The 20,187-nt window shown below is 69.6% G+C and carries 20 protein-coding genes; 12 read left to right on the top strand and 8 right to left on the bottom strand.

Annotated elements, in window-relative coordinates:
* Window positions 1–5 precede the first annotated feature (5 nt).
* The 4 genes from ABEG18_RS09485 (at window position 6) to ABEG18_RS09470 (ending at window position 3,439) form a co-directional block, all read left to right on the top strand.
* Window positions 6–161 carry a hypothetical protein gene (locus tag ABEG18_RS09485; RefSeq protein WP_406857818.1) on the top strand — a complete coding sequence of 52 codons (156 nt, stop codon included), beginning with the start codon at window positions 6–8 and terminating at the stop codon, window positions 159–161.
* 107 nt (window positions 162–268) lie between these two features.
* Window positions 269–1,534: an efflux RND transporter periplasmic adaptor subunit gene (locus ABEG18_RS09480; RefSeq protein WP_406858575.1), complete on the top strand. Its 1,266-nt coding sequence runs from the start codon at window positions 269–271 to the stop codon at window positions 1,532–1,534.
* Window positions 1,531–2,757, top strand: a complete 1,227-nt coding sequence (locus tag ABEG18_RS09475) for an ABC transporter permease (protein WP_406857817.1) — start codon at window positions 1,531–1,533, stop codon at window positions 2,755–2,757. The genes ABEG18_RS09480 and ABEG18_RS09475 overlap by 4 nt, the downstream gene beginning before the upstream one ends.
* A complete protein-coding gene (locus ABEG18_RS09470) occupies window positions 2,750–3,439 on the top strand; it encodes an ABC transporter ATP-binding protein (protein WP_406857816.1) in 690 nt (229 codons plus the stop codon). The genes ABEG18_RS09475 and ABEG18_RS09470 overlap by 8 nt, the downstream gene beginning before the upstream one ends.
* A 16-nt stretch (window positions 3,440–3,455) precedes the next feature.
* On the opposite strand, the gene ABEG18_RS09465 is transcribed toward ABEG18_RS09470, so the two are convergent.
* The gene (locus tag ABEG18_RS09465) at window positions 3,456–4,202 is read right to left on the bottom strand and encodes a CBS domain-containing protein (protein ID WP_406857815.1); all 747 of its coding nucleotides are present in this window, start codon (window positions 4,200–4,202) and stop codon (window positions 3,456–3,458) included.
* A 188-nt stretch (window positions 4,203–4,390) separates the two neighbouring features.
* Between ABEG18_RS09465 and ABEG18_RS09460 the strand changes: the two genes are divergently transcribed.
* Window positions 4,391–6,274 carry a PHA/PHB synthase family protein gene (locus ABEG18_RS09460; RefSeq protein ID WP_406857814.1) on the top strand — a complete coding sequence of 628 codons (1,884 nt, stop codon included), beginning with the start codon at window positions 4,391–4,393 and terminating at the stop codon, window positions 6,272–6,274.
* A 13-nt stretch (window positions 6,275–6,287) separates the two neighbouring features.
* Here ABEG18_RS09460 and ABEG18_RS09455 read toward each other — a convergent pair whose 3' ends face one another.
* From ABEG18_RS09455 to ABEG18_RS09430, 6 genes are all read right to left on the bottom strand, one after another.
* Window positions 6,288–6,575, bottom strand: coding sequence for a DUF6356 family protein (locus ABEG18_RS09455; protein ID WP_406857813.1), 288 nt, complete (start codon window positions 6,573–6,575; stop codon window positions 6,288–6,290).
* Window positions 6,576–6,653: 78 nt separating this feature from the next.
* Window positions 6,654–8,216 carry an ABC transporter substrate-binding protein gene (locus ABEG18_RS09450; protein ID WP_406857812.1) on the bottom strand — a complete coding sequence of 521 codons (1,563 nt, stop codon included), beginning with the start codon at window positions 8,214–8,216 and terminating at the stop codon, window positions 6,654–6,656.
* Window positions 8,217–8,289: 73 nt separating this feature from the next.
* The gene (locus tag ABEG18_RS09445; protein WP_406857811.1) at window positions 8,290–9,231 is read right to left on the bottom strand and encodes an ABC transporter permease; all 942 of its coding nucleotides are present in this window, start codon (window positions 9,229–9,231) and stop codon (window positions 8,290–8,292) included.
* Entirely contained in the window at window positions 9,228–10,154 is a 927-nt protein-coding gene (locus ABEG18_RS09440) for an ABC transporter permease (protein ID WP_406857810.1), read from the bottom strand. The genes ABEG18_RS09445 and ABEG18_RS09440 overlap by 4 nt, the downstream gene beginning before the upstream one ends.
* Before the next feature lie 59 nt (window positions 10,155–10,213).
* Window positions 10,214–11,194, bottom strand: a complete 981-nt coding sequence (locus ABEG18_RS09435) for an ABC transporter ATP-binding protein (protein ID WP_406857809.1) — start codon at window positions 11,192–11,194, stop codon at window positions 10,214–10,216.
* Entirely contained in the window at window positions 11,191–12,177 is a 987-nt protein-coding gene (locus ABEG18_RS09430) for an ABC transporter ATP-binding protein (RefSeq protein ID WP_406857808.1), read from the bottom strand. The genes ABEG18_RS09435 and ABEG18_RS09430 overlap by 4 nt, the downstream gene beginning before the upstream one ends.
* Window positions 12,178–12,378: 201 nt before the next feature.
* On the opposite strand from ABEG18_RS09430, the gene ABEG18_RS09425 reads away from it, so the two are divergent.
* Together ABEG18_RS09425 and ABEG18_RS09420 are read left to right on the top strand one after the other, a co-directional pair.
* The gene (locus ABEG18_RS09425) at window positions 12,379–13,416 is read left to right on the top strand and encodes a D-2-hydroxyacid dehydrogenase (RefSeq protein WP_406857807.1); all 1,038 of its coding nucleotides are present in this window, start codon (window positions 12,379–12,381) and stop codon (window positions 13,414–13,416) included.
* A gap of 99 nt (window positions 13,417–13,515) precedes the next feature.
* Entirely contained in the window at window positions 13,516–13,665 is a 150-nt protein-coding gene (locus tag ABEG18_RS09420) for a hypothetical protein (protein ID WP_406857806.1), read from the top strand.
* Window positions 13,666–13,683: 18 nt separating this feature from the next.
* Here ABEG18_RS09420 and ABEG18_RS09415 read toward each other — a convergent pair whose 3' ends face one another.
* A complete protein-coding gene (locus tag ABEG18_RS09415; protein ID WP_406857805.1) occupies window positions 13,684–13,905 on the bottom strand; it encodes a hypothetical protein in 222 nt (73 codons plus the stop codon).
* 179 nt (window positions 13,906–14,084) lie between these two features.
* On the opposite strand from ABEG18_RS09415, the gene ABEG18_RS09410 reads away from it, so the two are divergent.
* The 5 genes from ABEG18_RS09410 to ABEG18_RS09390 all read left to right on the top strand — a co-directional run bounded on the left by ABEG18_RS09410 (window position 14,085) and on the right by ABEG18_RS09390 (window position 20,162).
* Window positions 14,085–15,254 (top strand): sensor histidine kinase, encoded by a 1,170-nt coding sequence (locus tag ABEG18_RS09410; protein ID WP_406857804.1) that lies wholly within the window; start codon window positions 14,085–14,087, stop codon window positions 15,252–15,254.
* 301 nt (window positions 15,255–15,555) lie between these two features.
* Window positions 15,556–16,809: an ABC transporter substrate-binding protein gene (locus ABEG18_RS09405; protein ID WP_406857803.1), complete on the top strand. Its 1,254-nt coding sequence runs from the start codon at window positions 15,556–15,558 to the stop codon at window positions 16,807–16,809.
* A 76-nt stretch (window positions 16,810–16,885) separates the two neighbouring features.
* Window positions 16,886–17,761, top strand: a complete 876-nt coding sequence (locus ABEG18_RS09400) for a branched-chain amino acid ABC transporter permease (protein WP_406857802.1) — start codon at window positions 16,886–16,888, stop codon at window positions 17,759–17,761.
* 5 nt (window positions 17,762–17,766) lie between these two features.
* The gene (locus ABEG18_RS09395) at window positions 17,767–18,696 is read left to right on the top strand and encodes a branched-chain amino acid ABC transporter permease (protein ID WP_406857801.1); all 930 of its coding nucleotides are present in this window, start codon (window positions 17,767–17,769) and stop codon (window positions 18,694–18,696) included.
* Window positions 18,693–20,162 (top strand): ATP-binding cassette domain-containing protein, encoded by a 1,470-nt coding sequence (locus tag ABEG18_RS09390; RefSeq protein WP_406857800.1) that lies wholly within the window; start codon window positions 18,693–18,695, stop codon window positions 20,160–20,162. The genes ABEG18_RS09395 and ABEG18_RS09390 overlap by 4 nt, the downstream gene beginning before the upstream one ends.
* Window positions 20,163–20,187: the final 25 nt, after the last annotated feature.

Genomic DNA, 20,187 nt, shown 5'->3' with positions numbered 1-20,187 from the left:
TGGCCATGACCGACGCGCAACTGGGGCTCGTGGTGACGACCCCGATCATCATCGTCTTCGCGGTCGCGCTGCGCCGCATGGGCGTGCTGCGGACCGCCGGGGCCGCGACGGCGGTGCTGGCCTCAATCGCCATCGCGGCGGCCCTGTTCCTGACGCAGTGACGCCGCGCGGCGCTCGCCGCGCTGGTCGGCCGCTGATCTGCCGCAAAGCAGTCCGACGACTCCCCGGCTAACGTGAAGGCTCGCTCGCTCCCCCGAGGGCCGTGGACGTGAAAAGTCGTGAGATCGATCTGGGGCGCGCCAAGCCGTTCGCCCCCGATCACCCGTTGGCGGCGCTCTGGCGGCTGAAGTGGCGCATCCTCGCCGGCCTCCTCGTCGTCGTCCCGGCGGCGCTCCTGGCGCTGCGCTGGGCGGTGGGGCCGGAGGTGGTCGTCTATCCGGTGCGCAGCGGCGACCTCGTCAGGTCCGTGGTGGCCAGCGGCCATGTGGAGACGCCCTACCGGGTCGAGATCGGCAGCCAGATCACCGGCACCGTGTCCCAGGTGCTCGTCGCGGAGGGCGAGGTCGTGCGCCAGGGGCAGCCGCTCGTGCTCCTGGACGCCGGCGAGCTGCAGGCCGCCCTCGTGCAGGCGGAGGGCGCCGTCGCGCAGGCCGAGGCGCGCCTGCGGCAGATCCGCGAGGTGACGCGGCCGTCCGCCGAGGAAAGCCTGAAGCAGGCCCGGGCGACCCTCGCCAACGCGCAGTCCTCCTACGACCGGGCCGAGCAGCTGGCCCGCAACGGCGCCGGCACCCGGGCGTCGCTCGACGCGGCCACCCGCGACCTCGACGTGGCCCGGACGCAGGTGCGTACGGCCGAACTGGCGGTGTTCACGCTCTCGCCCGGCGGCAGCGACGCCGTGATGGCGGAGACGCAGCTCGTGCAGGCCCGCGCCACGCTGGACACGGCGCGGGCGCGCCTCGCCTACGCGACCATCGTGGCCCCCCGGGACGGGGTGCTGATCACCCGCATGGTGGAGAAGGGCGCCGTCGTGCAGCCCGGGCGAGCCCTGCTCGTGCTGGCGCCCAGCGGCGAGGTGCAGCTGGTCGTCGACATCGACGAGAAGAACCTGGCGCTGCTCTCGCTGGGACAGCAGGCGCTCGTCTCCGCCGACGCCTATCCGGACAGCCGCTTCTCCGCCGTGCTCACCTACATCAATCCCGGCGTGGACATCAGCCGCGCCTCCGTGCAGGTGAAGCTGACGGCGCACGATCCGCCGGCCTATCTGCGCCAGGACATGACCGTCTCGGTCGACATCCAGGTGGACCGGCGGGCGTCGACCATCATCGCGCCGGCGCGGGCCGTCCACGACGCCGGCAAGGAGGCGCCCTGGGCGCTGGTCGTCCGCGACGGCCGGGCCCGGATGCAGCCGCTGCGGCTCGGCCTGCGCGCCGGGGCGCAGGTGGAGATCCTCGACGGGTTGAAGCCGGGCGACCTCGTCGTCCCGGCCGCGTCGGGCGTGCGGGCGGGGCAGCGGATCAGGGCGACGCCGTCATGAAGCGCTGGATGCCGTTCGAGTGGATCGCGGCCCTGCGTTTCCTGGCCGAGGGCCGGCTGCAGACGGCGTTCATCCTGGGCGGCGTGGCGATCGGCGTCGCCGTCATCGTGTTCATGTCGGCGATCCTGGCGGGCCTGCAGGCGAACTTCATCCGCCGGGTGCTGACCTCGCAGCCCCACATCCAGTTGCTGCCGCCCGACGAGGTGGCCCGCCCGCTGCGCGACGCGCCGGGGGTTTTCGAGGCCGCGACCGTGCAGCGCCCCAGCCAGCGCATCCTGTCCATCAACCAGTGGCAGGCGATCCGCGCCGACGTTCAGGCCAGGGACGACGTGGCCCTCGTCGCGCCGACGGCCTCGGGGGCCGCCCTGGCCATCCGGGGCGACGCCAGCCGCAGCATCACGGTCACGGGCATGGACCCGGAGGTCTATTTCGGCATCGTCCGCGTGCCCGACTACGTCGTGGCCGGCCAGCCCCGGCTGGACAGCGACGACGTCATCATCGGGGTGGAGCTTGCGAAAAATCTCGGCGTCGGCGTGGGCGACAAGCTCAATGTCGGCACGGCGGCCGGGCGGCGGCGCATCCTCACCGTGTCGGCCCTGTTCGACATGGGCAACAAGGGCGCGAACGAGCGCATCGCCTATGTGGGCCTGCGCACGGCCCAGAGCCTGCTCAACCTCATCGGAGGCGTCACCTCCCTCGACGTGACCGTGAAGGACATCTATGCGGCGGAGACGATCGCGCAGGACATCGCCCTCGTGTCGCCCGTGGACGCGGAAAGCTGGATTCGCACTAACGCCCAGTTCTTCACGGCGGTCCGGGCGCAACAGACCTCCAACACGCTGATCCGCCTTTTCGTCGGCCTGTCGGTGGCGTTCGGCATCGCCGCCGTCCTGGTCGTGTCGGTGACGCAGCGCTCCAAGGAGATCGGCATCCTGCGGGCCATGGGCGCGAGGCGCGGCCAGATCATGCGCATCTTCCTGATCCAGGGCGGGGTCATGGGCTTCCTCGGCTCGCTGGTCGGGGCGGCGATGGGGGCGGCCGCCCTGATCGTCTGGCACCGCACGGCGCGCCAGGCGGATGGGGGCGAGCTGTTCCCGCTCATCCTCGAACCGTCGCTCTTCGTCGCCACCGCCGCCATCGCCAGCCTGACGGGGGTGGGCGCGGCGACGGCCCCGGCCCTGAGGGCGGCCCAGCTCGATCCCGTCGAGGCGATCCGTGGCTGACGTCCTCATCCTCGACAAGATCCGCAAGTCCTACAATGTCGGCCTGCCGAACGAGACGGAGATCCTGCACGGGATCGACCTGACGGTGGCGGCCGGGGAGTTCCTGGCGATCATGGGCCCGTCCGGGTCCGGCAAGAGCACGCTGCTCAACATCATCGGCCTGCTGGACCGGCCGACCTCGGGGCGCCTCACGATCGCCGGGGAGGACACCAGCGGCCTCGACGACGAGGCGATCACCCGGCTGCGCGGGCGCACCATCGGCTTCGTGTTCCAGTATCACCACCTCATCTCGGCCTTCACGGCGCGGGAGAACGTGATGATGCCGATGCTGGTGGATCACGGCCGGCCGACGCCGGAGATGGCGAGCCGCGCCGACGAGCTCCTGGCCCGCGTCGGGCTGGAACGGTGGCGCGACAACCCGGCGAGCGCCATGTCGGGCGGGCAGCAGCAGCGCGTCGCGATCGCGCGGGCGCTCGCGATGCGGCCGGACCTCGTGCTGGCGGACGAGCCGACCGGCAATCTCGACACCGCCTCGGCCAACGAGGCGTTCCAGCTGCTGCGCCGGATCAACCGGGAGGAAGGCGCGACCTTCCTGATCGTCACCCACAACCTCGATCTCGCCCACCAGTGCGACCGCATCATCCGCATCGTCGACGGGCGCATCCCGACGGGGGATGCATGACCGCGGCGCCGGCTGGCTAGTCCGCGTCCCGCCCGCCGGCGCCCGAGGTCGTATCGTCCGGGGACGTCATCACGAATCCCGAATAGGGCTCGACGGTCGTCATGCGATCCTTCACCGAGGTCACCCCAGGGGTGTTCTCGGCGGCCACCCGGAGGGCTTCGCGCTCGCGTTCGTCGAAGATGCAGCCCGTCCATTCCACGACGCCGTCCCGGACGCTCAGATTGACGCTGCCGGTCGGAGCCCAGCTCTGGGCCTTGAGCTCCTTCAGCACGGCGTCGCGGATCTCGACGTCGGACGGGTTCTCCGGGACGGCGCCGCGCGCGAGGATGGCCTGCAGCGCCCGCAGGAGGTCGGCGCGTGTGACGATGCCGACGGCCTTGCCGTCCTTCAGCACCGGAATGCGCTTGACCCTGTGGTCGTTCATGAGCTTGACCACCTCGGAGAGTTCGGCGTCCTCGGCGACGCAGACCACGTCCCGCGTCATGACCTCACGAACCCTGCGGCCATGCGTCTGGACATATTCGGACGACAGCCGGCCAGGCCCGAGCAGGAATTCGAGCCATTTCGGCCGCTTGCGCTCCGTGCCGAGCTCGACGCGGCGCAGCAGGTCGCCTTCCGAGAGGACGCCCACCAGCGCCCCCGCCGCATCCAGCACCATCAACCCGCTGATGCGCTTCTCCAGCATCAGCGCCGCGGCCTGCGTGATCGAGGCCTCCGGCGAGATGGCCACCAGGCCGGGGCTCATCACGTCCTTGGCGCGCATGATCCTGTCCTCTTCCGCAGACCTGAGCTTGCACCCGGAGGCTCGCGGCGGCCTTGACGTCGATCAGTGTGCGGACTGGGTTGCCAAGAGGCCGCCACCTTGACGCAGCGTAAGGCGGCGTCGGCCGAGGCGGGCTAGCGTCAGGCCTCGTCTCGCCGGCGTACTCACGCCCAGGAAGGGTCTGGCGCATGAAATCTCCCAGGACCGCGTCCCAACATCTGTCCCCCGTGATCGCCGAGGCGGCGCCCGCCCCCGACGACGCCGCCGGCCCTGGCGCGCCCCTTCAGGCGCCTCCCGCCGACGTGCTCCCGCCCGGCGCCGCCCCGCCGGTCGAGAGCCTGGACGACACGCTCGGCGAGGAGAGCTTCCGGGCGATGGACCGCACCGTCGCGGCGTCGGTCGTGATGCTCACCGGCGGCCTCTCGCCGTCGGCGCTGGGCTTGGCGGCCATGGACTGGTGGATCCATCTCGCGGCGGCGCCGGGCAAGAGGACCGAGCTGGCCGTGAAAGCCGCGCGCAAGGCCTCCCGGCTCATGGCCCATATGGCCGCGGCCACGGTGGCGAAGGACCAGCCGCCCTGCATCGAGCCCTTGCCCGGCGACCACCGCTTCCGCGCCGAGGGCTGGCGCGTGCCGCCCTTCAGCGTCTACGAGCAGGCGTTCCTGCTGACGCAGCAATGGTGGCACAACGTGACCCACGAGGTGCCGGGCGTGTCGCCGCACCATGAGGACGTCATGTCCTTCGTGGCCCGGCAATGGCTCGACGTGGCGTCTCCGTCGAACTTCCCGCTCACCAATCCCGAAGTCCTGGCGCGGACCGCCGAGACGGGGGGCGCGAATTTCGTCGAGGGTTTCCGTAACTGGACGCAGGACGTCGCCCGCGCGGCGACCGGGCGTCCGCCCGTGGGGGCGGAAGCGTTCCAGCCGGGCCGCACGGTCGCGGTCACGCCCGGCGAGGTGGTGTACCGCAACGCCCTGATCGAGCTGATCCAGTATGCGCCGACGACCGAGGCGGTCGCGGCCGAGCCCGTCCTGCTCGTGCCGGCCTGGATCATGAAATACTACATCCTCGATCTCTCGCCCGTGAACTCGCTGATCCGCTATCTGGTCGCGCAGGGCCGAACCGTGTTCTGCATCTCCTGGCGCAACCCCACGGGGGCCGACCGGGACGTCTCGCTCGACGATTACAGGCGACTGGGCGTCATGGCGGCGCTCGACGCCGTCGAGGCGATCGCTCCGGGCCGGAAGGTCCACGCCGCCGGCTATTGCCTCGGCGGCACCCTCCTGGCGATCGCGGCCGCCGCGATGGGCCGCGCCGGCGACCGGCGCCTGGCGTCGGCGACGCTCCTGGCCGCCCAGACCGACTTCTCGGAGCCCGGCGAGCTGGCGCTGTTCGTCGACGACAGCCAGGTCTACGCGCTCGACAGCATGATGTGGCTGAAGGGCTACCTGTCGGCGGACCAGATGGCGGGAGCCTTCCAGCTTCTCCGGTCCAACGACCTCGTCTGGTCGCGGCGGGTGCGCGACTACCTGATGGGCGACCGCGCGCCGATGACCGACCTGATGGCCTGGAACGCCGATGCGACGCGCATGCCCTATCGGATGCATGCGGAGTATCTGAAGAGGCTCTATCTCGACAACGACCTGGCGGCGGGCCGCTTCGTGGTCGACGGGCGCCCCGTCGCGCTCCAGAACATCCGCGTCCCGCTCTTCGTCGTGGCGACGGAGCGCGACCACGTCGCGCCGTGGCGCTCGGTCTACAAGATCCAGCACCTCGCCGACACGGCGGTGACGTTCCTGCTCACGAGCGGCGGCCACAACGCCGGGATCGTGAGTGAACCCGGCGCGACCGGCCGCCATTTTCGGGTCACGACCAAGAGCGCCGAGGACCTCTGCGCCGGGCCAGACGAGTGGGCCGCGACCGCCACGGCCAAGGCCGGCTCGTGGTGGCCCGAATGGCGCGCCTGGCTGGACGCAAGCTCCGGCGCCGCGCGCGTCTCCCCGCCGCCGATGGGAGCGCCCGCCAAGGGCTACCCTCCCCTGGGCCCGGCTCCCGGAACCTACGTGTTCTAGGCGGGATCTAACGTCAGATCGCCGGGTCCCAGCCCTGCGGGAGGCCCCGCACCGGGAAGAGATCGGGCCGATGCAGCCGCCCGGCCGGACAGGCGGCGCAGCGCCGCGTCATGCGCTCGTGCAGCTGGTGGACGGTCATGCTGGCCGTCCTGGTGCACAGCCAGGGCAGGAATGCGTGCACGAACGCGGCGAGCGAGGCCTTGGCGAGCGGCCCCGCGAAGCTCAGCGCCGTGCGCATGTGCTCGGCATAGGTCTCGCCCACGGACGACGGGTGGTCCACGAAGCAGCGCGGCAGGTTCATGGGTCTGATCTCCCTCAAGGGCGCGAGCGGTTCATGCGTCACCATCGCGGGATCCGCTCCGCGCCGATGTGCGATCGGTCACTTCACGCCGGCGAGCACCAGGTTCAGGTACATGCGCCCGTCCGGGCGCGCCTTGTAGGACAGGCGGTCCGAGACGCCGTAGAGCGTCGGCTCGGTGAACATCCAGATCACCGGCGCCTGCTCGGCCACATAGGCCTCCGCCGCCCAGCACATGTCCTGCCACTTGGCTTCGTCGAACTCCTGGTTGAAGGCCTTGAACATGGCTTCGAACGTGTCGTCGACCCAGCTCATCCGGTTGGAGCCGGAGTCCTTCTGCACGAGCAGCAGGTCGCCCTGGCAGGTGTAGTCGGGTCCGGACGAGCTGTTCATCAGGTCGCGATAGCCGGCGCCCTGCTTGGCCCGCATCTGCGCGTTGATGGCCGAGTCGATGACCCTGAGGTCCTTGATCTCGATACCGACCTGCCGCCAGCTGTCGGCCATGACCTGCGCGATCTCCTTGTCCATCAGGTAGGAGCCGTTGGTGGTGTCGAAGTCGAGCGAGAGCCGCTTGCCGTCCTTGACGCGGACGCCGTCCTTGCCGAGCGTCCAGCCGGCCTCGTCGAGCAGCTTCGCGGCCTTGGCCGGGTCATACGCGAAGGGCTTCAGCTTGGGGTTGTTGTAAGGCGTGTTGATCAGGTCGATGCCGCAGGTCGCCATGCCGCCCAGCAGCGCGCCCGCGATCTCCTCGCAGTTGACGGCGTGGTTCATGGCCTGGCGGACGCGCACATCCGCCAGCGCCGGATGGCGGCCCTGCTTGATGGCCACGAACAGGCGCCGGTAGCTGGGCGCCACGATCACCTTCACGCCCGGCGTCTTGTCGAGGCTGGCCTTGAGGTCGGCCGGGACGCCGACCATCAGGTCGGCCGAGCCGGCCTTCAGCTCGCTGATGCGGGTCGCAACCTCCGGAACGGCCTTGATGACCACGTCGTCGACCGGCGGCTTGCCGAGCCGGTACTTGTCGAAGGCCTTCAGCACCAGGCCCTGGCCGGCCTTGTAGGACACGAACTTGTAGCCGCCGGCCCCCACCGGGGCGAAGGCGACCTTCTCGGGCGGGTTCTCCGAATAGTAGCGCGGCGGAAGGATGGAGAGCTCCGGATTGACCATGTGGGAGGTGATGATCGGGTCCGGCTCGGTCATCACCAGCTTCACGGTCGCGTCGTCGATCTTCTCCACATGGTCGTATTTCAGGGCTCCGAGCGCGAAAGTCAGGTCGCCCTTCCCGGCCGCGAAGAGCTTCTTGGCGCGGTCGAAGGTGAAAACCACCGCGTCCGCGTTGATCGGCTCGCCATTGTGGAAGACGAGCCCCTTGCGGATCTTGATCTCCCAGTTGAGCGGGTCGAGCTTGCGGATCGACTCCGCCACGGCGGGAACGACCTTGCCGTCATTGTCGAGGCGAAACAGCGTCTCGTGGATCGACAGAATGGCGTTCGCGTCGGCCTGGGTGAACATCGGGTCGAGGCTGACGGGCTCCGCGTTGAGCAGCACCACGACGGGCTTGTCGGCGGCGCGGGCTGGGAGGGCGCAGAAGGCGGCGGAGACGGCCGCCGAGAGCGTCAGAATGCGAAGCATAGGCCTGTTCATCACGATCGTTTCCCCTGCCAAAGGCTGACTTGAGCCGCTCCCGACGGCGACCGGGCGCGCGGCCCGGCGGTCGTCAGAGGATGTTCTTCAGGCGCGGGTCGAGGAAGTCCCTCAGCCAGTCGCCCAGGATGTTGATGGACAGCACCGTCACCGAGATGGCGACGCCGGCCGGAAGCGTGAGCCAGTCTGCGACGCCGACATACTGGCGTCCATCGGCCAGCATCGCGCCCCAGCTCGGGACGGACGGCGGCACGCCGACGCCCAGGAAGCTGAGCGAGGCCTCCGCCACGATGTTGCTCGCCACCGTGAAGCTCGCCATGACGATCACGGGGCTCCACAGGTTGGGCAGGATGTGCTGGAACAGGATGCGCCACTGCGCCTCGCCCGTGGCGCGGGCGGCCAGCACGAACTCCTCCTGCTTCAGCGACAGCACCTGGCCGCGCACGATCCGGCCGTACTGCACCCAGCCCGTCAGACCGAGCACCAGGATGAGCTTGTCGAGCCCCCCGCCGAGCACCGCCATGATGGTGAGGGCCAGCAGGATCGTCGGGAAGGACAGCTGGATGTCGGCCACGCGCATCACGACGTCGTCGACGAGGCCGCCGAAATAGCCGGCGACCAGCCCGACCAGGAGGCCGATCACGCCCGAGATCGCCAGCGCGGAGAGCCCGACCACGAGCGACACCCGCGCGCCGAAGATCAGCCGGCTCAGGACGTCCCGGCCGAGCGCGTCGGTGCCGAGCCAGAAGGTCGCGTGGGCGCCGTTGACGTAGCCCGGCGGCTTCAGCCGCTGGATGAGCCGGATCGCGAACGGATCGTGCGGCGCGAGCCAGGGGGCGGCGGCGGCGGCCACGGCGACAACCAGGAACACCAGCAGGCTCGCCATCGCGGCCTTGCTGCGCAGGAGCCGCGGGACGACCTGGCTCTTGCGCGTCCGCAGCGCCGGTGCGGGCGCGACGCCGTCCGCCGCGGCCAGCGCGCCGCCTTCGGCGATGGCGTGGGAGGGCTCGCTCATGCGTCCAGCCTGATGCGGGGGTCGATCCACACATAAGCGAGGTCGATCAGGAGGTTCACGCCGGCGAAGATCAGCGCCAGCATGATGACGCCGGCCTGCACGACGAAGAAATCCTTGGACCCGATGGCCGACACGATCTCCCGGCCCACCCCCGGCCAGCCGAAGATCGTCTCGGTGATGACGGAGCCGCCGAGCAGGAAACCCAGTTCGAGCCCGATGGCGGTGACGATCGGCAGCAGCGCGTTGCGCAGCACATGCGCGTAGACGACGCGGGTCTCGGTGATCCCCTTCGCGCGGGCGGTGCGCACGAAATCGCGCTGCATGAAATCCAGCATGGACGAGCGCGTCAGCCGCATGTTCCGGGCGATGGGGAACGCCGCCAGCGTGATCCCCGGCATGATCATGTGCGCGAAGGTCCCGCTGCCGGAGATCGGCAGCCAGCGCAGGCGCACCCCGAAGGTGAGGATCAGCAGGATGCCGAGCCAGAAGCTCGGGATGGACTGCCCGGCCAGGGCCAGCACGGTGGCGGCCCGGTCGATGGCCGAGTTGGGCCGCGTGGCCGAGAGGACGCCCAGCGGGATCGAGACCAGGATCGACAGCACGAAGGCGAAGGCGGCGAGCTGGAGCGTGGCCGGCAGCCGCTCGGCGATCACCTCATAGGCGGGCTGGTGCCGCACGAAGGAGTAGCCGAACTCGCCCCGCAGGGCGTTGGCGACGAAGCTCGCATATTGGACGTACCAGGGCCGGTCCAGCCCCATCTTGACGCGGAAGTCCTGGATCTGGGCCATGGTCATCCGGTCGGCGCTGTCGCCGAGGATGACCTCGGTGGGGTCGCCCGTCAGGAACAAGAGGCCGAAGGCCACGAGGCTGACGCCGAAGACGACGAGCACGGACTGGAGCAGGCGGCGGGCGACGTAGCGCATGCGTCACCCTCCTCTGGCGCGGCGCGCGCCGGCGAGGGACGCGCAGGGGCGCGATGACGTCAGACGAGGTGGCATGCGACCCAATGCCCTTCTGCGGCTTCCCGGAAGGCGGGCTCCTCCTGCCTGCAGCGCTCAGTCGCGAGCGGGCAGCGCGTGCTGAAACGGCAACCCGCCGGCGGATGGGCCGGGCTCGGCAGGTCGCCTTCCAGCAGGATCCGGCGGCGCGCGCGCTCCAGAACCGGATCGGGGATCGGGATCGCCGACAGCAACGCCTTCGTGTAGGGGTGCAGCGGGTTCTCGTAGAGCTCCTCGCTGGCGGTGAGCTCCATCATCTTGCCGAGATACATCACGGCGACGCGGGTGGAAATGTGGCGCACCATGCCGAGGTCATGGGCGATGAACAGGTAGGTGAGCCCCAGTTCTTCGCGCAGCGCCTCGAGCAGATTGACGATCTGCGCCTGGATCGAGACGTCCAGCGCCGAGATCGGCTCGTCGCAGACGATGAAGGCGGGCTTCGTCGCGAGCGCCCTGGCGATGCCGATGCGCTGGCGCTGGCCGCCGGAGAATTCGTGCGGGTAGCGCTCGCGCCAGGCCGGGTCCAGGCCGACCTTCTCCATCAGCTCGACGACCATGCGGCGTTCGTCGGCCCGGGTGCGCGCGACGCCGTGGACCCGCAGCGGACGGGCGATGATCTCTCCCACCCGCATCTGCGGGTTGAGCGACGCGTAGGGGTCCTGGAAGACCATCTGCATCCTGCGCCGGGCGCGGCGGATGTCGGCCGGCGGCTGGCGCACGAGGTCGACGTCCTCCAGCGTCACGGAGCCGGCGGTGGGCCGGATGAGCTGCAGGATGGCGCGCCCGGCGGTGGTCTTGCCGCAGCCGCTCTCGCCCACCATGCCGAGCGTCTCGCCCCGGCGGATGTCGAACGAGATCCCGTCGACCGCCTTGATGGCGCCGGTCGTGCGGCCGAGCAGGCCGGAGCGCGTCGGGAAATGCACCGCAAGGCCGCGGACGCCGACCAGGACCTCGGGCTCGCTCATGCGGCCCTCGCCGCCCGCCAGGGGTGGAAGCAGGCGGCGCTGTGGCCCGCGCCGACGTCGGCCAGCCGCGGCGTCTCCTCCCGGCAGCGGGCCGTCGCCAGCGCGCAGCGCGGCGCGAAGGCGCAGCCCCGGCGCTCGCCGAGCAGGGACGGCGGGAGCCCGCCGATGGCGTGGAGCCTGGCGCGGCCGCGCGCGTCCAGGCGCGGAAGCGAGTTCAGGAGGCCGACCGTGTAGGGATGCGCCGGGCGGGCGTAGAGCGCGTCGACGGGCGCCTTCTCGACGATCGCGCCCGCATACATCACCGCCACCGCGTCGGCGATGCGGGCCACGACGCCAAGGTCGTGCGAGATCCACAGGACGGCGGCGCCGAGCTCGGTCTGCAGCCGCTTCACCAGCTCCACGATCTGCGCCTGGACGGTGACGTCGAGCGCCGTGGTGGGTTCGTCCGCGATGATGAGCCTGGGCGAGCAGGCGAGCGCCATGGCGATCATCACGCGCTGGCGCATGCCGCCGGAGAACTGGTGCGGGTAGTCGTCGAGCCGCGTCGCCGGTTGGGGGATGCCCACCATGCCGAGGAGGTCGGCGGCCCTGGCCCGCGCCTGGGAGCGCGACAGCGCCTCATGGGCGGTGAGCGTCTCGGCGATCTGCGCGCCGATGCGCATCACCGGGTTGAGCGAGCTCATCGGGTCCTGGAACACGACCCCGATTCGTCCGCCCCTCACCTGGCGGAGCGCGGCGGCGTCGAGCGAGAGGAGGTCGACGCCCTCAAACAGCACGCTGCCGCCGACGATCCGGCCCGGCGGGGATGCGATCAGGCGCAGGATGGACAGCACCCCGACCGTCTTGCCGCTGCCGCTTTCGCCCACGATCGCCAGGCACTCGCCGCGGTCGACCTCGTAGGAGATCCCGTTCAGCGCGTGCACGACGCCGTCCACCGTTTCGAACCGGGTGACGAGATCCCGCACTTCCAGAAGCTTCGGCAAGGGGACCTTCAGGTTTACGGACCCGCGGCGGCGACGGGAGACCTCGCCGAGCTAAGCATCCCAGGTTGCAGGCGACAAGCCGTCACGCAGCCGTCGCCACGCTGGTCCGGCATGCGCCGGGAGGGCCTCGCCGCTGTGGCCAAGACGGTCGTCGGGTTTGTAAGAATGAGCCTTCGAATCCGCGCCGGACCCAGGATCGCCATGCCCCCCTCCCCCGTCACCGTCCTGATCGCGTCCTATCTGGAGGACGAGCACGTGGCCCGCATCCGGGCCTTCGCGTCGGATCGCGTGCGCGTGCTGCACGAGCCGGATCTGCTGGCGCCGCCGCGCTACGTCGCCGACCATGTGGGCCACGCGCGCGAGCTCACCCCGGAGCAGAAGGAGCGCTGGGCCGGATTGCTGCGCGAGGCCGACGTGATGTTCGACTTCGACCGGGCCGGAGCGGCCGACCTGCCGGCCACGGCGCCGCGGCTGCGATGGGTGCAGGCCACGAGTTCGGGCATCGGCGAGTTCCTGCAGCGCACCGGGCTCGACCGGTCCTCCATCGCCTTCACGACGGCGGCCGGCGTCCACGCCCGGCCGCTGGCCGAGTTCACGCTGCTCGGGCTGCTCTACTTCTTCCGTGACCTGCCGCACCTGCAGGCCTGCAAGGCCGCCCGCCGCTGGGAGCGCTACACGGTCGAGGGGCTCGACGGAAAGCGCGTCCTGATCGTGGGCCTCGGCGCCGTGGGCCGGGAGGCGGCGCGCCAGTGCGCCTCCTTCGGAATGGAGGTCTGGGCCTCCCGCCGCAGCGAGGGCGGCGACCTTCCGGAGGGCGTCTCCCGCTGGGTGAGGCAGGACGACCTGCGGCCGGCGCTGTCGCAGGTCGACGCGCTGGTGCTCGCCTGCCCGCTGACGCCGCAGACCCGGCTGCTCATCGGCGCGGCGGAGATCGAGGCGCTGAAGCCCGGCGCCGTCCTGGTCAACATCGCGCGCGGCGGCGTGGTGGACGAGCCGGCCCTGATCCGCGCGCTGACCTCGGGCCATGTCCGGGGCGCGGCCCTCGACGTCTTCGCCACCGAGCCGCTGCCCGCCGACAGCCCGATGTGGGACCTGCCCAACGTAATCGTCTCGCCCCATTCGGCCAGCACGGTCGCAGCCGAGAACCGCCGGATCGTCGACATCTTCCTGGAGAACCTGCAGCGCTTCCTGGACGGGCGGCCGATGGTCAACGCCTTCGACAAGAGCCGGGGCTACTGAACCCGGTTCTCCGCAGGAGATCGCCGGTCAATCGCAGCTTGACCGTTGCTGAAATGCTCGAATCAGGCGCACCGTCGCAGGGTCGACGGAGACCGCGCGATGCGCACCCTTCATTCCTCCAAGCAGCCGCTCAACTCCATCCGTCTCCATCGCAAGCCTCCGCTCGGCTGGGGCGAAGCCCATATGCGGATCCTGCTCGCCGGCCTGTTCCTGATCATGCTCGGGCTGGCCCTGGGCGGGCTCACCTGAACGCCCGGCGCGGCCGGGTCACTCACGCTCGATAAGTCGGAACCAGAGGGTCTGGCCCCCATCCTGGCGCCCCCACCAGCGCCGCGTCTCGGGGTCGACGCCCCAGGATTCGTAGGTATGGGCCAGGAAGCCCTCCAGCTTGTCCGAGGCGGCTTGCCTCGTCTCCGCCGAGATCGGCAGCGGCCGGGTCGAGGTGACCACGCTCGCCGGCGACACCCGCATCTGGTCCGCGCTCCACATGTCCGAACTCCCCTGCTCGCGCCTTCGACCCATCCGGCCGATGCGGCGCCTGGCCGGCGCCCCGGGACGGCCGTCCGTCGCAGAGCCACCTTACATCCGGCGACAGAGCGGAAGTGGGGCTGAAATCGGGAGTTCCACGAGAGGGGGAGCCATCCGGCCGCGGACGGCGTTGTGGCTGCATGAAAGCCGATCCCCCATCAGATCCGGCGGCTGACATCGCGAAGCTGCGCAGGCATGTGCGCATCCTCGTGGACCTTGGCCGACTGGCGACCGAGGCGACCGACCTGGACCGTTTCCTCGACCAGGCCGTCGTGCTGGTCGCGCGCGCCGTCGAGATCGACCACGTCAAGATCCTTCGCTATCGCCCGGCCACGTCCGACCTCCTCATCGAGGCCGGAATCGGCTGGCGGGACGGCGTCGTCAGGTCGTCGACGCTGCCCGCCGACCTGCGCTCACCCCCCGGCCGCGCCTTCCAGACGGCGGAGCCGGTGGTGGTGCCCGATTGCGGGCGCGCGCGCGGCTTCACGATCTCCCCCCTGCTGAAGCAGCACGGCATCGTGTCGCTGGCCAATGTGCCCGTCCTGGTGGACGGCTCCACATGGGGCGTGCTGGAGGTCGACAGCGTCACGCCGCGCCAATTCAGCGAAGACACGCTGGAGTTCCTGGTCGCGGCCGGCGCGCTGATCGGCACGGTGGTCCGGCGGAAGGTCGCCGAGACTATGGAGGCCGATCGCCTGGCGTCGGCCAACAGCGACGTGCGCCAGCTGGAGACCCTGCTGCGGGAGATCCAGCACCGGGTGAAGAACAGCTTCGCGCTGATCCTCTCGTCGATCTCGCTCCAGCGGCACCGGTTCGAGAGCCAGGACGTGGAGCGGGCGCTCGATCACGTCGCCAACCGCATCAACGCCATTTCGCTCGCCCATGACCAGTTGGCGCATCGCGACGGCGCCCAGGTGGTCGGTCTGGCCGGCTACCTGCGCGCGCTCTGCCGTTCGATCGAACAGCAGACGGAGGGCGTCGCGGTCGACGTCGACGCCGACGACATCGAGCTGGCGCTGGAACGCGCCGTGCCGCTCGGCCTCGTCCTGAACGAAGCCGCGATCAACAGCGTCAAGCACGCCTTCGACGACGGCGTCGGCCGGATCAGCGTCGTCCTGAAGAGCGGCGTCGGCTATGGCGAAGCCGTGCTGGCGATCTCCGACAACGGCCGCGGCGTCGACAAGCCCCGCGAGGGCGGGTCCGGCGTCACGCTGATGAAGGCGCTGGCCCGCCAGATCGGGGGCGCCCTGGACCAGGAGAGTTCGACCCACGGCACCACCACGAAGCTGACCTTCCCGATCATCCGATGACGTCCGGCCGGGCGGCCGAGTCCTTGAAGCGTCGGACGGCCCGGCGCCGCCCCCGAGCGCGATGTCGGGCGTTGACTTTTCTCATCCGCATGCCGTCGAAACGTCAGTCGCGCAAGCCCGGACTGGAATTCGCCAAAGAGGAGATGAGCGATCCGCCGTCAAGAAGCATCGTTCCTGGATCTGCGCATTGATAACAACGGCTCCATCTAAGTATCCGCCCGAGACTCAGCTTGCCAATACATCAGCGCTGTCTCACCATGGCGCCAAGAAAACAAATCGATATGAGCCTGAGGGAGGCGACATGAGACGTCTTGATGAATCCGTCCGCGGACGGCTTGGCGTTGCGGTCTGCGCGTCGGCCATGGCTGTCGGCCTGGCGGCCTCGCCTGCGAGGGCAGCCGACCCGATCAGGATCGGCGTGATCGCCGAAGCCCAGGCGGTCGCGGGCTCCTCCATTCCTCTCGCCGCGCAGCTGGCGGCCGACGAGATCAACGCGGCCGGCGGCGTGGATGGCCGCAAGATCGAGATCGTCACCTACGACAACCACTCTTCGTCGGCCGAATCGATCCGCGCCTTCCAGCGCGCCGTCAACGAGGACAAGGTCAACGCGGTCATCGCCAGCTATATCAGCGAGGTCGTGCTGGCGCTGGAGCCCTGGGCCGGCCGGCTGAAGACGGTCATGATCACGCCCGGCGCGGCGTCGGACGTCATCACCGAGAACATCGCCAAGGACTACGAGCGCAACAAATACACCTTCCATGGCTACCTCACCTCCAGCGCCCTGTCCGGGCTGGTGTGCGAGGCGGCCAAGGACCTGCTCGTCGACGGGCTGAAGATGAAGACCGCCGTGATCGTCAGCGAGGACGCGGCCTGGACGAAGCCGCTCGACGCGGGCTACGAGAAATGCCTGCCCGAGAGCGGCCTGAAGGTGCTCGACCACGTCCGGTTCTCGCCCGACACCACCGACTTCACGCCGATCTTCAACAAGATCGAGGCGCAAAAGCCCGACGTGATGATCACCGGCATCTCGCATGTCGGCACGCAGCCGACCGTGCAGTGGAAGAGCCAGCAGGTGCCGATCCCGATGCTGGGCGTCTCGTCGCAGGCGACCAACTCGACCTTCTGGAAAGACACCAACGGCGCCACCGAAGGCGTGCTCTACAACGCCGTGTCGGGACCGGGCGTAGCCGTGACGCCGAAGACCCTGCCCTTCGTCGAAGCGTTCCAGAAGAAATACGGAAACACCCCGTCCTATTCGGGCTACACGGCCTATGACGAGGTCTATTACCTCGCCGACGCCGTCAAGCGCGCCGGGTCGACCGACAGCGACAAGCTCGTCGATGCACTCGAGAAGACCGACTATGTCGGCACGATCGGCCGCATCCAGTTCCTGCCCAAAGGCGACCCCCATGTGCACGGGCTGAAGACCGGCAAGGGCGCGATCACCGGGCTGATGCTGCAGTGGCAGAACGGCAAGCAGGTCAATCTCTGGCCCAAGGACGTGGCGAACGGGAAGCTCACCTTCCCGGCCTTCATCAAGACGTCCTCGAACTGACGTCGGGGATCAGGGCCGCCCTCGGGCGGCCCTTCTCGATCGCGCCGCCTGTCCCACCTTCGACCGGGTCCCCGACATGCTGCTGTGGCAAATCGTGATCGACGGCTTCGCCGTCAGCGCCCTCTATGCGCTGGGCGCGACGGGGTTCACGCTGATCTTCGGCGTGTCCGGCGTGCTCAACCTGTCGCACGGATCGATCATGGTGGCGGCCGCCGTCGCCGCCTGGGCCGCCGCCGGAGGGCTGCATGTGGGCAGCTATGTGGGCGCCTCCATCGGGGTGCTCACCAGCGTCGTCCTGTCCTTCGCGACCTATTTCATCGCGGTCCGGCCCATCCAGCGCTCCAGGAGGATCGCGGAGTCGGAGAAGGAGATCTTCATCCTCACCTCCACGCTGCTGTGGGGCATCCTGATCCAGGAGGCGATCTCCTACCTGTTCACCAACAACGCCAAGACGGTCCTGCCCATCATCGAGGGGGTGGTGACGGTGCTGGGAGTGCGCACCCCGGCCAACGAGTATTTCACGGCGACGATCTGCTGGGTGGTCATCGGGCTGCTCTGGGTGCTGGTGAACCGCACCCAGGCCGGCAAGGCCGTCCTGGCCGCGTCGATGAACCCGCGCGGCGTAACCCTGCTGGGGTTCGAGCTGTCGAACATCTATCTCGCCGTCTGGGCGGTCTACGGCGTGCTCGCCGGCGTCGCGGGCGTGCTGCTGGGGATGTTCCTCGGCGTGAGCTCCTACAGCGTCGGGCCGCTGACGGCGAGCGCCTTCTCGATCGTCGTCCTGGGTGGGCTGGGCAGCGTCTCCGGGTCGCTGATCGCGGCCTATGTGGTGGGCTATCTGGAGACGATCACCGCCTACACGATCTCGCCGGCCTACCGGACCATCCCGTCGCTGCTGCTTCTTCTGCTCGTGATGTATCTGCGGCCCCAGGGGCTGTTCGGACGGAGGTGATGGCCATGCGTTCGCTCGCGACGTCCCGCCTGTTCTGGATCGGCCTCGTGGTGCTGGCGGTCGCATCGGTGCTGCCGCTCTACGCGTCCGGCTACGTGCTCGGCCTGATGACGGTGGCCTATTTCACGGCCGTCTTCGCGATGTCGTGGGATCTCCTGTTCGGGTTCGCCGGGGAGGTCAATTTCGGCCCGACCTTCCTGATCGGGCTCGGGGCCTACACGGCCGGGATCCTCGACACCCAGTTCTCGCCGGGGCTGTCGATCTGGCTGTGCATCCTGGCCGGCGCGGGCGCGGCCGTGATCGGCGGCGTGGCGCTGGCCTTGCCGGCGCTGCGGGTCAGCGGACCCTATTTCGGCCTGACCACCCTGGTCGCGGTGCTGATGCTGCAGAATTTCATCGTCGTCTTCGCAGACCTCACCGGCGGTGAAATCGGGCTCTCGGTGCCGGACGTCATCTCCATCGACGCGAAGACGAATTACTGGATCGCCTTCGGCTTCATGGCGGTGAGCGGCGCCATCCTGTTCGGCCTGTCGCGCTCGTCCATCGGGCTGATCCTGCAGGCGAGCGGGCAGGACGCCGTCCAGGCCGGCGCGCTCGGCTTCAACGTCGCCAAGCACAAGCTCGCCGCCTTCATCGTCAGCGCCTTCTTCTCCGGCCTCGCCGGCGCCCTGATGGTCTTCTACATGGGCACAGCCTCGGTCGGCACCTTCGTGGACGTGGCCGTCGGCGTGCAGGTCATCATCGCGGCGGTGCTGGGCGGCAGACGAACCGTGATCGGGGCCGCCATCGGGGCGGTCTTCCTCATCGCGATGGGCGAACTCCTCAGGCCTCTCGGCGAGCTCGCGACGCCGATCGTGTCGGGCGTCGCGCTGCTGGTGATCCTGTTCTTCCCGAACGGCTTTCTCGGCATGCTGCGGGGGGAAGCCCGCGGATGAGCACGCAACCGATGCTCGAAGTCAGCGGCGTCACCAAGCGGTATGGCGGGCTCGTCGCCGTCAAGGACCTGAGCTTCTCGATCCGCCCGGGCGAGATCCTCGGACTGATCGGCCCCAACGGATCGGGCAAGTCGACCGCCATGAAGATGATCATGGGGGTCGAGAAGCCCACGTCGGGGCGCATCACGCTCGACGGCGCGCAGATCAGCGGCCTGCCGTCCCACAAGGTCGCCCGCCGGGGCGTCGGCCTCGTCTTCCAGCATTCGCGCCCGCTGAACCGGCAGACTGTGCTGGAGAACATCAAGGTCGCGTTGCTGCCCGACAGCCTGATCCGCCTCTTCGCCGACCCGGAGGTCGACGGCAAGGCCCGGGCGATCGCCGAGCGTGTCGGGCTCGGCCACGTCATGGAGCGCAGGCCGCCGACGCTCGCCTTCGCGGATCTGCGCAGGCTGGAGCTCGCCAAGGCCATCGCGCGCCATCCCAAGCTCGTGCTGGTGGACGAGCCCTTCGCGGGCCTGACGGCGTCCGAGGTCGGCCAGTTCTCCGAACTCATCCGGGAGTTCCGGACGGAAGGCCGGGCGGTGCTGCTGGTCGACCACAACGTCAAGAGCGTGGCGGCCCTCGTCGACCGCGTGCTGGCGATGTATCTCGGCGAATGGATCGCCGAGGGCAGCGCCGCGCAGGTGATGGCCGACCCCACCGTCAGGCGGGTCTATCTGGGCGGCGCGCTCACCACCGTGGCGCGGCCGGAATCCAGCTTCAAGGACGTGAACGCGGCTCTCCAGGTCGAGAACGTGGAGGTGCTTTACGGCAAGGCGCAGGCGCTCCAGGGCGTGTCCCTGCACGTTCACGAGGGCGAGTTCGTCTCCGTAGTCGGCCTGAACGGGGCCGGCAAGACGACCCTGTTCAACGCCATCTCGGGATTGACGCCCTATTCGGGAGCGATCCGCTGGGCGGGCGCGCCGCTGCGCGACCTCAGCGCCGCCGCGATCGCCCGGCTGGGCGTCGTGCAATGCCCGGAGACGCGCGAGCTCTTCGGCGACATGAGCGTGCGGGAGAACCTGGACCTCGGGGGACACCTCCTGGGCGGCCAGGAACGGTCGGAGAGGCTGGAATGGCTGTTCGACCTCTTTCCCATCCTGCGCAGCCGCCAGTCCCAGATCGCCCGCACCCTGAGCGGCGGCGAACAGCAGATGCTGGCGATCGCCCGGGCGCTGATGATGAAGCCCAAGCTGCTCATCCTGGACGAGCCCACGCTGGGGCTGGCGCCCGTGATCCTGGAGACCCTGTCGAAGGCGCTGGAGCGCCTGCGGGCCACGACCTCGATCTCCGTGTTGCTGGGCGAGCAGAACGTCACCTTCGCGTTGCCCCACGCCGACCGGGTGTATGTGCTCGACCACGCCCGGATCGCATGGGAAGGTCCGCCAGGGCGCTTTGAGGCGGAGGCTGCGGCGACCTATCTTTGACGCCCGACGACGCCCGCGACGCACC

The sequence above is a fragment of the Alsobacter sp. KACC 23698 genome (assembly GCF_045348435.1).
Lineage (GTDB): Bacteria > Pseudomonadota > Alphaproteobacteria > Rhizobiales > Beijerinckiaceae > Alsobacter.
The sequence above is the reverse complement of the archived record's forward strand: the minus strand, read 5'-3'. Positions and strand labels throughout refer to the sequence as shown.

Coding starts and splice junctions, on each gene's coding strand:
- ABEG18_RS09420 (WP_406857806.1), top strand. CDS start 13,516: ATGCGCACCCTTCATTCCTCCAAGCAGCCGCTCAACTCCATCCGTCTC.
- ABEG18_RS09390 (WP_406857800.1), top strand. CDS start 18,693: ATGAGCACGCAACCGATGCTCGAAGTCAGCGGCGTCACCAAGCGGTAT.
- ABEG18_RS09485 (WP_406857818.1), top strand. CDS start 6: ATGACCGACGCGCAACTGGGGCTCGTGGTGACGACCCCGATCATCATC.
- ABEG18_RS09465 (WP_406857815.1), bottom strand. CDS start 4,202: ATGCGCGCCAAGGACGTGATGAGCCCCGGCCTGGTGGCCATCTCGCCG.
- ABEG18_RS09455 (WP_406857813.1), bottom strand. CDS start 6,575: ATGAACCTGCCGCGCTGCTTCGTGGACCACCCGTCGTCCGTGGGCGAG.
- ABEG18_RS09475 (WP_406857817.1), top strand. CDS start 1,531: ATGAAGCGCTGGATGCCGTTCGAGTGGATCGCGGCCCTGCGTTTCCTG.
- ABEG18_RS09435 (WP_406857809.1), bottom strand. CDS start 11,194: ATGAGCGAGCCCGAGGTCCTGGTCGGCGTCCGCGGCCTTGCGGTGCAT.
- ABEG18_RS09445 (WP_406857811.1), bottom strand. CDS start 9,231: ATGAGCGAGCCCTCCCACGCCATCGCCGAAGGCGGCGCGCTGGCCGCG.
- ABEG18_RS09395 (WP_406857801.1), top strand. CDS start 17,767: ATGCGTTCGCTCGCGACGTCCCGCCTGTTCTGGATCGGCCTCGTGGTG.
- ABEG18_RS09460 (WP_406857814.1), top strand. CDS start 4,391: ATGAAATCTCCCAGGACCGCGTCCCAACATCTGTCCCCCGTGATCGCC.
- ABEG18_RS09450 (WP_406857812.1), bottom strand. CDS start 8,216: ATGAACAGGCCTATGCTTCGCATTCTGACGCTCTCGGCGGCCGTCTCC.
- ABEG18_RS09415 (WP_406857805.1), bottom strand. CDS start 13,905: ATGTGGAGCGCGGACCAGATGCGGGTGTCGCCGGCGAGCGTGGTCACC.
- ABEG18_RS09425 (WP_406857807.1), top strand. CDS start 12,379: ATGCCCCCCTCCCCCGTCACCGTCCTGATCGCGTCCTATCTGGAGGAC.
- ABEG18_RS09440 (WP_406857810.1), bottom strand. CDS start 10,154: ATGCGCTACGTCGCCCGCCGCCTGCTCCAGTCCGTGCTCGTCGTCTTC.
- ABEG18_RS09405 (WP_406857803.1), top strand. CDS start 15,556: ATGAGACGTCTTGATGAATCCGTCCGCGGACGGCTTGGCGTTGCGGTC.
- ABEG18_RS09400 (WP_406857802.1), top strand. CDS start 16,886: ATGCTGCTGTGGCAAATCGTGATCGACGGCTTCGCCGTCAGCGCCCTC.
- ABEG18_RS09410 (WP_406857804.1), top strand. CDS start 14,085: ATGAAAGCCGATCCCCCATCAGATCCGGCGGCTGACATCGCGAAGCTG.